Origin of the sequence: Mycobacterium sp. (genome assembly GCF_049673265.1) — a bacterium.
Classification (GTDB): Bacteria; Actinomycetota; Actinomycetes; order Mycobacteriales; family Mycobacteriaceae; genus Mycobacterium.
Genome location: NZ_JBATXN010000681.1, coordinates 1 through 12,253 on the forward strand (window position 1 = coordinate 1; position 12,253 = coordinate 12,253).

Consider the following 12,253-nt stretch of genomic DNA (forward strand, 5'->3'; position numbering starts at 1 on the left):
GCGAGTTCGCCGCCGAGGAGCGCGGTTACACCGCCACCAAGCACCAGCGCGAGGTCGGTGCCGGTTACTTCGACCGCATCGCCACCACGGTGGACCCGACCTCGTCGACGACGGCCCTGGCCGGCTCGACCGAAGAGGGCCAGTTCCACTGAGGACGAGCCGCTTGCCGCGAGGAAGAAGTGGAACCGACAAGCGGTATCCACTAAGCCACTGAGCCACTGGCGCCGAGCGTGAAACTGTTGCTAGTTTTCGTCTGATTTTCGCAACAGTTTCACGCTCGGCGTTTATTCAAAGGAGAAACGTGTCGATTGAGCGCGTGGGAGTCATCGGCGCCGGGCAGATGGGCGCGGGCATCGCCGAAGTGTCGGCAAAGGCCGGCGCCGACGTGGTGGTCTACGAGCCCACCGGCGAACTGGCCGCCGCAGGCAAGGCCCGGATCGAGGCGTCGCTGGAACGTGCGGTCAGCAAGGGCAAGCTGTCCGCTGACGATCGCGACGCGACCCTGGCCAGGCTGCGCTACACCAGCGCGCTGACCGACCTCGCCGACCGCGAGCTGACCATCGAGGCGATCGTCGAGAACGAGGCCGTCAAGGCCAAGGTCTTCGCCGAGCTCGACGAAATCATCACCGACCCCACCGCCGTGCTCGCGTCCAACACCTCGAGCATCCCGATCATGAAAATCGCTGCGGCGACCAAGAATCCGGGCCGCGTGCTGGGGCTGCACTTCTTCAACCCGGTACCGGTCTTGCCGCTTGTCGAGCTGATCAACACGCTCGTCACCAATAACGAGGCGCTTGAGCGCGTCGAACACTTCGCCAGCGAGGTGCTCGGCAAGAAGGTGGTGCGCTGCGGCGACCGCTCCGGCTTCGTGGTCAACGCTCTGCTAGTGCCCTACCTGCTGTCGGCCATCCGGATGGTCGAGTCGGGCGTCGCGTCGATCGAAGACGTCGACACCGCCATCGTTGCCGGCCTGTCGCATCCGATGGGTCCGCTGCGGCTGTCCGACCTCATCGGGCTCGACACGATGAAGCTGATTGCCGACGCGATGTACGACGAGCTCAAGGACGCCCACTACGCCCCGCCGCCGTTGCTGCAACGGATGGTCGAGGCCGGTCAGCTGGGCAAGAAATCCGGCCAGGGCTTCTACTCCTACTGACGTTCCCGCTTCGCCAGTTGCGGTGCGCGCCACGCCATTCGGCTGTCCGGCGGTTTGGCGCTCCGGTATCGTGGAATGCACGGGTCGGGCGAGCTACATGCGCTACCTAAGGGGCTGCGCCGACTTCTTCCGCCGAGGAATTACCGAGGTCGCCCAGTTCACCATGACCAAGTAGCCGTCGGTCAGGCGGCCGGTTTTTCCATCGTGAACTGGCACACATTGGTGTAGCCGTCGCGGAACAGCTCCCGGCAACCGGTCAGGTACTTCATGAAGGTGTTGTATTCGTCTTCGCCTTTGAGCTCGATCGCCTCGTCCTTGTGCGCTTCCAGCCCCTTGGCCCACGTGTCCAAGGTGCGAACGTAGTTGTGCCCGATCATGTGGTGGCGGGTGATATCGAAACCGGCACCGGTCGCGTACTCGTCGACAACGGGAATTGTCGGCAACCGCCCGCCGGGATAGATCTCCCTCCGGATGAAGCTGATGAACCGGATCAGCGACATCGTTCGCTTCAGCCCCATCTGCTGGCCTTCTTCTTCAGTGGGCACCACGATCGAGTGCAACAGCATGACGCCATCGTCGGGCAGCACGTTGTAACACATCTTGAAGAAGTCGGCGTATCGCTCGAAAGTGCCTACGCCGTCCGCAAAATGCTCGAACGCGCCCAGCGACACGATGCGGTCCACCGGTTCGTCAAATTGCTCCCAGCCCTGCAGCCGAACGTCTTTGGTCCGCGGAGAGTCCATCTCGGCGAACTTTTGCTGGCAGTGCGCCAGCTGGTTATCGCTCAACGTCAGCCCGATCACGTTGACGTCATACTTTTCGATCGCGTGCCGCATGGTGGAGCCCCAGCCGCAACCGATGTCGAGCAGCGTCATGCCGGGCTTGAGCCCTAGCTTGCCCAGCGCCAGATCGCGCTTCGCGCGCTGCGCCTCTTCCAACGTCATGTCGTCGCGCTCGAAGTACGCGCAGCTGTAGGTCATCGACGGATCGAGCCAGAGCTTGAAGAATTCGTTCGAGCGGTCGTAGTGCGACTTGATGTTGCCGACATCTGGCTTCAGAGCCGTCTCACCAGCGTTTTCACTTCCGCGTCTCATCATGGCCGAACCTATACCCCTCGTCAGGTCGCGGCAATCACCGCCGACATTCAACTTATCCGTGTCCAGTTTTCGACAGCCCGATTTGGGCCGATCGAAAGTTTATTCGTAGCCGCGGGGCCAGCAGACTGGTGCAAAGGGCTGTGAAGCCATCACGCAGCGGAGTCGTCAGCTGCCAAACCCGTCGCTGGCAGCCGGCGGTGGTGCCGGGATACCTGCGACGCCAAGGCGGCTGGCGGCAAAGGCTGCGCCCTGGTCAACCATGCCGGCGTCGGTTGCGTAGTCGTCGTGGGCGGCGAAGTTGAGACCGTCGGAGCAAACCGGGTCGTCGGCCTCGCACACTTTGATGGTCTTGGCTTCATAGGCCGGCCCGATGACGACCGGTGGTTGGCCGAGGAAGTTCATCGCCCGCACGTTCGGCATGCCGAACAGGACGACCGCGGCGACGTGGTTAGCTACCTGCGGCGCAAGAGGTTTCGGCACGGTCGCAGGATCGACGCCCTCCGGTACCTCAGCCGATGTGACGAAACCCATCACGGCCGCGCCTTGGGAGTAGCCCCCGAGCACCATCTTTGTCCGAGGACAGCTGCCCGCCATGGAAACCACGTGAGCGCCGGCGTCGCGGATACCGTCGAGGCCGGTCTCCCAGTCGCTGCTGGCCGGGTAGTTGACCGGATACACCCCCAACGACTTCCCGCCGAGGCGCGAGCGCAGCGAGTCGACGAACGCCTCTCCGGTCGGGCCGACACCGGGAGGCGCGCCGGTACCCCGAGCGAACACGACCTCTACGTCAGGACATGTGTCAGCGGACGCCGGCGGTATGCCCAGCGGTGCACTGAGCGTCGCCGCTAGAGCCACGATCGCGGCTTCCGTCGATCTGATGACGTTCATTGCCTCCTCCAGCGGGTGTCTGGTCCACCGGTTCACGCCATGCCGACCCTGGCGTGAGCACATTACCCTGCTGTCGATACGGCGAAACGCGTTGATTACACCAATTTCTGGGGTGCTGGAGATCACCGTTAAAGATTGAGAATGGCGTGGTCTACGTGTGTGAGGGTTTCCGATGAGACGTTGCCGGAGATGGCGTCCAGGAAGCGTTCGGCGAGATCTCGCACCTTGGTGTTGGTTTGCTGCGAGCGCCAGACGAGAACGTCGAATGCCCGTTCCGCGCTGACACCATACGTCGCCATCAGCACCCCTTTCGCCTGCTCGATCCGATCCCGCGATGCAGTGACGCCGGTAACCACCGCCTGGATGTCGGCCTCCAGTTCCTCGGTGACGTCGATGTAGAAGCCGGAGGTGCCGATCACCTTGCCGGTGTCGTCGCGCGCGCTGTCGCCGACAACGACGACCCAATGGGTGCGTCCGGCGGCGTCGATGATGCGGTGGCGGCTGCTGAACAACGCTCCCTTCTTCACCCGGTGCAAGATGGCTGCGACCCGTGCGCGGTCTTCGGGATGGGTGTGTTGAAGTAGCAGGGCATTGCTGGGGGCGATTGTTCCGGGCTGGTAGCCGTGCATGCGCGCCAGCGCACCTGACCACTCCCAACGCTGGGCGTCGACGAAGAAGCGAAACGTGCCGCAGCATTCCGTGCCGCAGGCACTGCCTTGGTCGATCGCCTCTGGTGGCTCTCGCACTTCTGACATTGACGGCCCCGATCGACGCGATAGGTCTGCGTGTGATCTCGGGATACCCAATCGCGATCAGCTGCTCACGTTGCGGTTTGACGCTTTGTCAGGGCGCATTGTTGGGTAAATGATCGTCGGAAGGGCCGTCGAGGAAGGAGACGAAGCGTTGGCGCAGCGGTCGACGGGTAATGGTCTTCCCGATGTGGTCGTCACCGGCATCGCAATGACGACCGCCCTTGCCACCGACGCCGACAGCACCTGGAAAAAGCTGCTGGACAAGCAGAGCGGGATCCGCAAGCTCGATGATTCATTCGTCGCGGAGTTCGACCTACCGGTTCGTATAGGTGGACATCTGCTCGAGGATTTCGACCACGAGCTGTCGCGGGTAGAGCTGCGCCGGTTTCTGCGTCTGCAAAAGATGTCGACCGTCGTGGGGCGGCGAGTGTGGGCGAACGCTGGCTCGCCCGAGGTCGACACCAACCGGTTGATGGTTTCCATCGGCACCGGGATGGGCTCGACCGACGAGATGGTGGTCGCTTACGACGACATCCGCCAACGCGGCATTCGAGCCATCGGGCCGTTGGGCGTGCAGAAAGCCATGCCCAACGCGGCGGCCGCGGCGGTCGGCCTGGAACGTGGCGCTAAAGCGGGCATCACCACGCCGGTATCTGCCGATGCCTCCGGCGCCGAGGCCATCGCCTGGGCGTGGCGCGAAATCGTGCTCGGCGAGGCCGACATCGCGATCTGCGGCGGCGTCGAGACAAGGATCGAAGCCGTCCCGATCGCCGCATTCACTCAACTGGACTTGTTATCGACGAACAACGAAGATCCGGCCGGCGCGTGCCGCCCGTTCGACAGGGATCGCGACGGCTTGGTGTTCGCCGAAGCCGGTGCGCTGATGGTGATCGAGACCGAGGACCACGCAAAAGCTCGCGGCGCCAACATCTTCGGGCGGCTGATGGGAGCCGGCATCACCTCCGACGGCTACCACATCGTGGCGCCGGACCCCAGCGGAGCACGGGCCGGTCACGCGATCACGCGGGCGATCGAGCTTGCCGGCCTGACGGCGGGCGACATCGATCACGTCAACGCGCACGCCGCCGGCACCGTCGCCGGCGACCTCGCTGAGGCGAAGGCAATCAACAATGCATTCGGCGCGCACCGGCCTGCGGTCTACGCGCCGAAGTCGGCGCTGGGCGATTCGACGGGCGCGGTCGGCGCAGTCGAGTCGATTCTCACCGTGTTGGCGCTGCGAGACGGCGTCATTCCGCCGACGTTGAACCTGCGCAATCTCGACCCGCAGATCGACCTGGATGTGGTGGTCGAGGAGCCGCGGGCGGGTGACTACCGGTACGCGATCAACGATTCATTCAGCTTCGGCGGCCACAACATCGCGCTGGCCTTCGGGCGCTACTGACATGTGCGTTATACAGTTCTTCGCGACAGCACAACGACCTGAACACGACTTGCTTTGAAAGGTCAATCTCGATGACGGACACCGGGTCGGGAGGCTCGACGAATTTGCGGCCTGCCTACGAGGACGTTCAAGCCCACTACGACCTCTCCAACGAGTTCTTCGGACTGTTCCAAGACCCGACGCGCACCTACAGCTGCGCGTTCTACGAACGCGATGACATGACGCTGGAAGAGGCCCAGATCGCCAAGATCGACCTCGCCCTCGGCAAGCTGGGGCTGGAGCCCGGAATGACGTTGCTCGACGTCGGCTGCGGCTGGGGCTCGGTGATGAAACGCGCAGTCCAACGGTATGACGTCAATGTCGTCGGGCTGACGCTGAGCAAGAACCAACGCGCTCTGGGCCAACAGTTGCTGGACCAGATCGACACCGGGCGCTCCCGGCGCATGCTGCTACGCGGCTGGGAGGAGTTCGACGAGCCCGTCGACCGCATCGTCAGCATCGAAGCATTCGAGGCTTTCCCTAAATCGCGCTACAAGGCCTTCTTCGATACGTGCTACCGCGTCATGCCCAGCGATGGCCGAATGGTCCTGCAGACGATCATGGGGCACCCGCTCAAGCGCTGGCCCGAGATGGGCATCCCGATCACCATGACCGATCTCCGCTTCATGCGGTTCATCGCCGCTGAGATTTTTCCCGGCGGTGCAGTGCCGTCCGACGAAGACGTCGTCGAATACTCAACAGCCGCAGGGTTTTCGGTAGAAGAACTGCAAAAAATGACCGATCACTACGTTCGGACGCTCGATACCTGGTCCAACAAGCTAAAAGCCGCCCGTGACGAGGCCATCGCGGTGACCTCGACGGAGGTCTACGACCGTTACATGCGTTATCTGATCGGGTGTTCGGACTTCTTCCAGCGCAACGTATCCGAGGTAGGCCAGTTCACCCTCGTGAAGGGCTAGGGCCAAGCCCACTGACCGGGCAGCAGTGCACCAATCGCCAGGCCCACCACTAGCAATGCACCCGCTTGGCGCACGTGCACCCAGGCCAGCGCGGCGTACCACAGTGGCCACACCGGGAAGTCGGCCGGCGGCTCGTCGGGTGGCGGGCGGCGGAAATACGGCCACACTTTGACAAGTCGCGGCAGCGCCGCGACGACAAGCAACGCCGGCCACGGCATCGCTTTGGCCAGCACAGCGGCCACAACCAGCAGGTAGAACCCGACCATCATGCCCAGCGTCACCGCGCGAGCACGTGCCTCCCCGAAGATCACCGGCAACGTGTGGATGCCAAGCGGCTGGTCGTAAGGGATCTTGTCGATGTGCTTGCCCATCAACACTGTGGTGCACAGCAGCCCGTAGGGCACCGACACCAGCAGCACATCCCAGCCGACGTTGCCCACCGCTGAGTAGTAGGTCCCGCAGACCATCAGCGGTCCCCACACCACCAGCACATCCGGCTCGCCGAGGCCACGCTTCTTGAGTCGTACCGGCGGCGCGGTGTAGGCGACGCTGAGCACGAAACCCGACAACGCGAACGCCAGCACCGGCCAGCCGCGCGCCCAGGTCAGCACGATCAGGATCGCCAGGTCGGCCACGTTGACGACGGCGATCGCGGTGAGCAGGGTGCGGCGGCTGACCAGACCCGAGAGGACGGGGTGCGGGGCATACAGCGCGCGCGGATACGTGGAGCTGTCGAGGCCGGTCTGGGTGTCGAACAGGTCGTTCATCAAGTTGTTAGCGGTGTGAGCCAACAGGATTCCGGCGATGGCGAGAACCAGCCAGCGCCAATCGAATCCGGGACGGCCAATCGCCAACAGCGCTGCGACCAGGCCGGCGAAGAGGGTCATCGGCAGCACCGCGGCGCGGGTGACGACGATCCAGCGGGTGACGAAGTCGACCGGCCCGTCCGGCGGCGGGTTGGTGGTGCGCAGGGCATACGACCAGGAGCTGAGCCCGGACCGAACCGTCAGGTGGGTCATATTAGGAACCTAGCGGCGGCACGATCGGCGACGGATGCGGTTGGCCGCGGAACTTCTCCAGCGATCCGCCGACCTCCACGATGCCGCACAGCGCGCTCCAGCTCAGCATCGTCAGGTAGTCGATCAGCTCGTCGGCGCTCATCCGCGGGTCGAGCAACCACGAGTGGGTGGCCAGCTGGACACCGCCGACGATGTGGTACGCCCACGGGTCCACCCCGCCGACATCCATTCCAGCCGCCGTCATGCGACGGCGCAGCACCACCGCGAGCATGCGGGCAATGATCCGCTCGGAGTCGGCGACCACCTTGTTCTTGCTGGCCGAACTGTTGGCCATCACGAACCGGTACGGCTCGGGTTCGTTGGCCACAGTTTGCACGTAGACCCGGATGATTTCCCGGGTCAGGTCGAAGCCGTCCAGGTTCGACGACAGGGCGGCCGCCATGTTGGGGATCAGGGTGATCTGCGCGAACCGCATCATCACCGCGGTGGTCAGATCGTTCTTGTCGACGAAGTAGCGGTAGAGCACGGTCTTGGAGACGCCGATTTCACTGGCGATCTCATCCATGCTCACGAAGCGACCACGCCGTCGGATCGCGTCGATCGTCCCGTCGATCAGCTCATTGCGACGTTCGACCTTGTGCTGATGCCAACGCCGCTTCCGGCCATCGGTTTTTACCGTTCCGGCTCGAACCTGAGGTGCCACTATCGCCGATTCCCATTCGCTAGTCGTTCTTAATAGTACGGGTTATCGGCGACGGTTTCTCGGCCCGCACCTCAGAAGATGCCGATTCGCCCTCGGGTCGGTAACAGTTACCGCTACCCGCTTCGCACCCGAACGGCCACGTGGATAGCGGATGATGGTGGGGTGGCACTTGCACCCCACCCGGGACCCAAGCATCGAGCCGATCCGCGAGCCCCGCGGGCGGCACGAACGGACCTGGTGACGCTGCCCGCGCTGGGGGCCCGCAAACCCGCGTCGTTCGCTGAGTCATTCGCCGGGGCCGACCCACAGGCCGACGCTGAGCGGCGCCGGGCACTGCGACGAATGAAAGTCGTGGCGCTGAGTTTTCTGATCGGCGCAACCGGATTGTTTCTGGCCTGCCGGTGGGCGCAGTCCAGCGGTGTCAACGCCACCTGGGTCGGCTATGTGGGGGCCGCAGCGGAGGCCGGCATGGTCGGTGCGTTGGCGGACTGGTTTGCGGTGACCGCACTGTTCAAGCACCCGCTCGGGATCCCGATCCCGCACACCGCGATCATCAAGCGCAAGAAAGACCAGCTCGGCGAGGGCCTGGGCACCTTCGTGCGGGAAAACTTCCTGTCTCCGGAGGTGGTGGGGACCAAGCTTCGTGACGCGCAGATCCCGAGCCGCCTGGGCAAGTGGTTGTCGGAGACTTCGCATGCCGAACGGGTGGCCGCCGAGACGGCCACCGTGCTGAGAGTCCTGGTGGAACTGCTGCGCGACGAGGACGTGCAGCAGGTCATCGACCGGATGATCGTGCGGCGCATCGCCGAGCCGCAGTGGGGGCCGCCGGTGGGCCGGGTGTTGGCCACGCTGCTGGCCGAACACCGGCAGGAGGCGCTGATCCAGTTGTTGGCCGACCGGGCATTTCAGTGGTCGCTGAACGCCGGAGAGGTCATCCAGCGGGTCGTCGAACGCGATTCGCCGAGCTGGTCGCCGCGGTTCATCGACCACCTCGTTGGCGACCGCATCCACCGCGAGCTGATGGACTTCACCGACAAGGTGCGCCGCAACCCGGATCACGAGCTGCGCCGGTCGGCGACCCGCTTCCTGTTCGAGTTCGCCGACGATCTGCAGCACGACGATGCGACGATCGCGCGGGCCGAGGCGGTCAAAGAGCAGTTGATGGCCCGGGAGGAAGTCACCAACGCCGCGGCGACGGCCTGGAAGACGCTGAAACGCCTGGTGCTTGAGGGTGTCGACGACCCGTCCAGCGCGTTGCGCACCCGGATAGCCGACGCGGCGGTGCGCATAGGGGAGTCGCTGCGCGACGACGCCGAGCTGCGAGACAAGGTCGACAACTGGATCGTGCGAGCTGCCGAGCACCTGGTTGCCCAGTACGGGGTAGAGATCACCGCGATTATTACCGACACCATCGAGCGCTGGGACGCCGAGGAGGCCAGCCGGCGCATTGAGCTGCACGTAGGCCGTGACCTGCAGTTTATTCGGATCAACGGTACCGTGGTGGGCGCGCTGGCAGGGCTGGCCATCTTCGGACTAGCGCAGCTGCTGTTCTAGAGCACTGCTAACTAGTGCTTGCAAAAGTTAGCACTAGGTTCTACTGTGGCACGCGTCAGCACCGACCCATCCGACACAAGGACTCAAGGAACCGTCATGCCGCAGGAGGAGAAGCTTTCCGCTGTGGTGTCGACCGCTGCGTCCGATATCGGCAGCTTCATCCGGACGCAGCGTGAGGCGGCGCAAGTGTCGGTGCGACAGTTGGCGGAAAAAGCCGGTGTCAGCAATCCGTACCTCAGTCAGATCGAGCGCGGATTGCGTAAACCGTCCGCTGATGTGCTCAACCAGATCGCCAAGGCGTTGCGAGTCTCCGCCGAGGTTCTTTATGTGCAGGCCGGGATTCTCGAGCCCAGCGTGAGCAGCGAAGTCCGCGACGCCATCATCACCGACACGGCGATCACCGAGCGGCAGAAACAGGTGCTGCTGGACATCTACACGTCGTTCGTCCAGCAGAACGAAGCTGCCCGTGAGGAGACCGCACCTGCTTAAACCCTTCAACCCTGCCTAGCTCGTGATTGAGCAATGCCAACCGATAGCACCAATGAAAACGACGAAAGGAAACACGATGGCCGACAACGCGACCATTGAGGACCTGAAGGCCCCGCTGCTTGCTGCGCTGGGCGCCGCCGATCTGGCTTTGGCCACGGTCAACGACCTGCTTCTCGAGTTGCGCGAGCGCGCCGAGGAGACCCGCACCGACACCCGCAGCCGGGTCGAGGAGAGCCGCGCTCGTCTGACCAAGCTGCAGGAGGACCTGCCCGAGCAGCTGCGCGACCTGCGCGACCGTTTCACCGCTGAGGAGCTGCGCAGCGCCGCGGAAGGCTATGTCGAGGCGGCGACCTCTCGCTACAACGAGCTGGTCGAGCGCGGCGAAGCCGCTCTTGAGCGGCTGCGCAGCCAGGCCGGCTTCGACGACGCGTCGGCGCGTGCCCGGGAAAGCGTCGACCAGGCCGTCGAGCTGACCCAGGAGGCCCTGGGCACCGTTGCTTCGCAGACCCGCGCGGTCGGCGAGCGCGCCGCCAAGCTGGTCGGCATCGAACTGCCCAGCAAGAAGGCCCCGGCCAAGAAGGCTCCAGCCAAGAAGGCCCCGGCCAAGAAGGCTGCCGCCAAGAAGGCTCCGGCCAAGAAGGCTGGCGCCAAGAAGGTCACCCAGAAGTAGTACCTGCTCTACCTCGACTCCGAGTCGCCCGCGCGGGCGGCTCGGAGTCGACGTTTTCGGCGCCGCCCGCTTACGCTTACTGGGTGGACCTAGTGAATACCGTCTTGGCCGTCTTGCTGGTCGTCATATTGATCACGACGCTGTACGCCTTTGTGCATGCGGCGATGCAACGGCCCGACGCGTACACCGCCGCGGACAAGCTGACCAAGCCGGTCTGGTTGGTGATCCTCGGTGCCGCCCTTCCTTTGGCCTACCTGCTCAACGTGCTCGGGATGGCGATCGCCGCCTGCGCAGCGGGTGTCTATTTGGTTGACGTTCGGCCCAAACTTCTTGAGATTCAGGGCAAGTCGCGATAGCAGGATGCGAGTTCTGACCCTCGCGGCGACGGCCATTGTCGCTTTGGTAGGTGCCTCTCCGGCATCGGCGGATCCGGACGCCGAAGCCCCGGCCGTGCCGCCGTTCGTCGACCACACGCAGTGGGCGCAGTGGAACCAGCTGCCCAGCCTTCGTGTGTATCCGACAGCGTCCGGGCGGGCGGCCGCCAGGCAGTTCGGTTCGGCCGGTGCCGATGCCGACGAGGCGTGGTCTGAGGTGCTCGCCCAGGCGCCCGATGCCGCTACCCCGGGGATGCGCGAGCAGTTTCTCTGCCATTGGGAGTTGGCCGAGGTAGTCGAGCCCGGCAAGATCAGCTGGAACCTCGAGCCGTGGCGCCCGGTCGTCGACGCCGCCACGATGGTCGGATCCGGATGCAACCCCGGCGGTTCCGAGGAGAGCTTTTGATGCCCGGCCGACCGACGCGCGCCCAGGTGGCGGCCCTCGTCGATCACACCCTGCTCAAACCGGAGGCCACCGCAGCTGACGTGGCCGCCGTGGCGGCCGAAGCCGCGGCACTGGGCGTCTACGCCGTATGCGTGTCGCCGTCGATGGTGCAGCACGCCAACGCGGCGGGAGTGCGGGTGGCCGCGGTGGCGGGCTTCCCGTCGGGTAAGCACCTGCCTGAGATGAAGGCAGGGGACGCGACGCTGGCCGTGGCGTCCGGTGCCAGCGAGATCGACATGGTGATCGACATCGGCGCCGCCGTTGCCGGTGACGTCAACGCGGTGCGGTCAGAGATCGCGACTGTGCGCGCAGCGGTCCCCACCGCCGTGCTCAAGGTGATCGTCGAGTCGGCGGTGCTGTTGACCCTGGCCGGCGAGCAATCCCTGATCGACGTCTGCCGCGCCGCCGAAGACGCGGGCGCAGATTTCGTGAAGACCTCGACGGGTTTTCATCCTGCCGGCGGGGCCTCGGTGGCCGCGGTCGCGCTGATGGCCGACGCCGTCGGCGGACGGCTGGGCGTCAAGGCCAGCGGCGGCATCCGCACTGCCGCCGATGCTCTGGCGATGCTCGACGCGGGCGCCACGCGGCTCGGGCTGTCCGGCACCCGGGCGGTGCTCGACGGCGTGGACTAGACGTTGGCGAAGCAGGGATCCTGGCTGCTGCTGCTGCCGCCGCCGCTGGCGGGGATGGTGGCGTTGCTGGTCGAGAAGGTGGCCTCAACCCCGGTGCTGGTGACCTTCACGCT

At 64.8% G+C, this 12,253-nt stretch carries 14 protein-coding genes and 1 pseudogene; 10 read left to right on the top strand and 5 right to left on the bottom strand.

Translation table 11 applies throughout. The features are described 5' to 3' along the window. Both WBF82_RS23085 and WBF82_RS23090 read left to right on the top strand, forming a co-directional pair. Positions 1-152, top strand: a pseudogene (locus WBF82_RS23085) (isocitrate lyase); the annotation flags it as partial. 149 nt (positions 153-301) lie between these two features. Further along, positions 302-1,156 (top strand): 3-hydroxybutyryl-CoA dehydrogenase, encoded by an 855-nt coding sequence (locus WBF82_RS23090; protein WP_424385254.1) that lies wholly within the window; start codon positions 302-304, stop codon positions 1,154-1,156. 182 nt (positions 1,157-1,338) lie between these two features. Here the strand turns inward: WBF82_RS23090 and WBF82_RS23095 are convergent, their stop codons facing one another. From WBF82_RS23095 to WBF82_RS23105, 3 genes are all read right to left on the bottom strand, one after another. Next, on the bottom strand, positions 1,339-2,253 hold the full coding sequence (locus WBF82_RS23095) for a cyclopropane mycolic acid synthase family methyltransferase (protein WP_424385255.1): 915 nt from the start codon (positions 2,251-2,253) through the stop codon (positions 1,339-1,341). Positions 2,254-2,418: 165 nt separating this feature from the next. Then, positions 2,419-3,141 carry a cutinase family protein gene (locus tag WBF82_RS23100; RefSeq protein WP_424385256.1) on the bottom strand — a complete coding sequence of 241 codons (723 nt, stop codon included), beginning with the start codon at positions 3,139-3,141 and terminating at the stop codon, positions 2,419-2,421. A 128-nt stretch (positions 3,142-3,269) separates the two neighbouring features. Further along, complete coding sequence (locus tag WBF82_RS23105; protein ID WP_424385257.1) at positions 3,270-3,896, bottom strand: PAS and ANTAR domain-containing protein; 627 nt, start codon at positions 3,894-3,896, stop codon at positions 3,270-3,272. Between the two features lie 148 nt (positions 3,897-4,044). Here WBF82_RS23105 and WBF82_RS23110 point away from each other — a divergent pair, with 148 nt between their 5' ends. Together WBF82_RS23110 and WBF82_RS23115 are read left to right on the top strand one after the other, a co-directional pair. Then, complete coding sequence (locus WBF82_RS23110; protein WP_424385266.1) at positions 4,045-5,295, top strand: KasA/KasB family beta-ketoacyl-ACP synthase; 1,251 nt, start codon at positions 4,045-4,047, stop codon at positions 5,293-5,295. A gap of 71 nt (positions 5,296-5,366) precedes the next feature. Next, positions 5,367-6,254, top strand: coding sequence for a cyclopropane mycolic acid synthase family methyltransferase (locus tag WBF82_RS23115; RefSeq protein ID WP_424385258.1), 888 nt, complete (start codon positions 5,367-5,369; stop codon positions 6,252-6,254). On the opposite strand, the gene WBF82_RS23120 is transcribed toward WBF82_RS23115, so the two are convergent. Together WBF82_RS23120 and WBF82_RS23125 are read right to left on the bottom strand one after the other, a co-directional pair. Then, positions 6,251-7,273 (bottom strand): prenyltransferase, encoded by a 1,023-nt coding sequence (locus tag WBF82_RS23120; RefSeq protein ID WP_424385259.1) that lies wholly within the window; start codon positions 7,271-7,273, stop codon positions 6,251-6,253. The genes WBF82_RS23115 and WBF82_RS23120 overlap by 4 nt on opposite strands. A 1-nt stretch (position 7,274) precedes the next feature. Next, entirely contained in the window at positions 7,275-7,976 is a 702-nt protein-coding gene (locus tag WBF82_RS23125) for a TetR/AcrR family transcriptional regulator (protein WP_424385260.1), read from the bottom strand. 162 nt (positions 7,977-8,138) lie between these two features. Here WBF82_RS23125 and WBF82_RS23130 point away from each other — a divergent pair, with 162 nt between their 5' ends. The 6 genes from WBF82_RS23130 to deoC all read left to right on the top strand — a co-directional run bounded on the left by WBF82_RS23130 (position 8,139) and on the right by deoC (position 12,140). Beyond that, positions 8,139-9,530 carry a DUF445 domain-containing protein gene (locus tag WBF82_RS23130; RefSeq protein WP_424385261.1) on the top strand — a complete coding sequence of 464 codons (1,392 nt, stop codon included), beginning with the start codon at positions 8,139-8,141 and terminating at the stop codon, positions 9,528-9,530. A 96-nt stretch (positions 9,531-9,626) separates the two neighbouring features. Then, complete coding sequence (locus WBF82_RS23135) at positions 9,627-10,019, top strand: helix-turn-helix domain-containing protein (protein ID WP_424385262.1); 393 nt, start codon at positions 9,627-9,629, stop codon at positions 10,017-10,019. Between the two features lie 76 nt (positions 10,020-10,095). Further along, positions 10,096-10,689 carry a heparin-binding hemagglutinin HbhA gene (gene hbhA / locus WBF82_RS23140; protein ID WP_424385263.1) on the top strand — a complete coding sequence of 198 codons (594 nt, stop codon included), beginning with the start codon at positions 10,096-10,098 and terminating at the stop codon, positions 10,687-10,689. A gap of 92 nt (positions 10,690-10,781) precedes the next feature. Next, a complete protein-coding gene (locus tag WBF82_RS23145) occupies positions 10,782-11,045 on the top strand; it encodes a DUF2516 family protein (RefSeq protein WP_424385267.1) in 264 nt (87 codons plus the stop codon). 4 nt (positions 11,046-11,049) lie between these two features. Further along, complete coding sequence (locus tag WBF82_RS23150; RefSeq protein ID WP_424385264.1) at positions 11,050-11,469, top strand: DUF2599 domain-containing protein; 420 nt, start codon at positions 11,050-11,052, stop codon at positions 11,467-11,469. Further along, entirely contained in the window at positions 11,469-12,140 is a 672-nt protein-coding gene (deoC, locus tag WBF82_RS23155; protein WP_424385265.1) for a deoxyribose-phosphate aldolase, read from the top strand. Before WBF82_RS23150 ends, deoC begins: the two co-directional genes overlap by 1 nt. The last annotated feature ends 113 nt before the right edge of the window (positions 12,141-12,253 follow it).

Coding starts and splice junctions, on each gene's coding strand:
- WBF82_RS23095 (WP_424385255.1), bottom strand. CDS start 2,253: ATGATGAGACGCGGAAGTGAAAACGCTGGTGAGACGGCTCTGAAGCCA.
- WBF82_RS23100 (WP_424385256.1), bottom strand. CDS start 3,141: ATGAACGTCATCAGATCGACGGAAGCCGCGATCGTGGCTCTAGCGGCG.
- WBF82_RS23105 (WP_424385257.1), bottom strand. CDS start 3,896: ATGTCAGAAGTGCGAGAGCCACCAGAGGCGATCGACCAAGGCAGTGCC.
- WBF82_RS23115 (WP_424385258.1), top strand. CDS start 5,367: ATGACGGACACCGGGTCGGGAGGCTCGACGAATTTGCGGCCTGCCTAC.
- WBF82_RS23120 (WP_424385259.1), bottom strand. CDS start 7,273: ATGACCCACCTGACGGTTCGGTCCGGGCTCAGCTCCTGGTCGTATGCC.
- WBF82_RS23135 (WP_424385262.1), top strand. CDS start 9,627: ATGCCGCAGGAGGAGAAGCTTTCCGCTGTGGTGTCGACCGCTGCGTCC.
- hbhA (WP_424385263.1), top strand. CDS start 10,096: ATGGCCGACAACGCGACCATTGAGGACCTGAAGGCCCCGCTGCTTGCT.
- WBF82_RS23150 (WP_424385264.1), top strand. CDS start 11,050: ATGCGAGTTCTGACCCTCGCGGCGACGGCCATTGTCGCTTTGGTAGGT.
- deoC (WP_424385265.1), top strand. CDS start 11,469: ATGCCCGGCCGACCGACGCGCGCCCAGGTGGCGGCCCTCGTCGATCAC.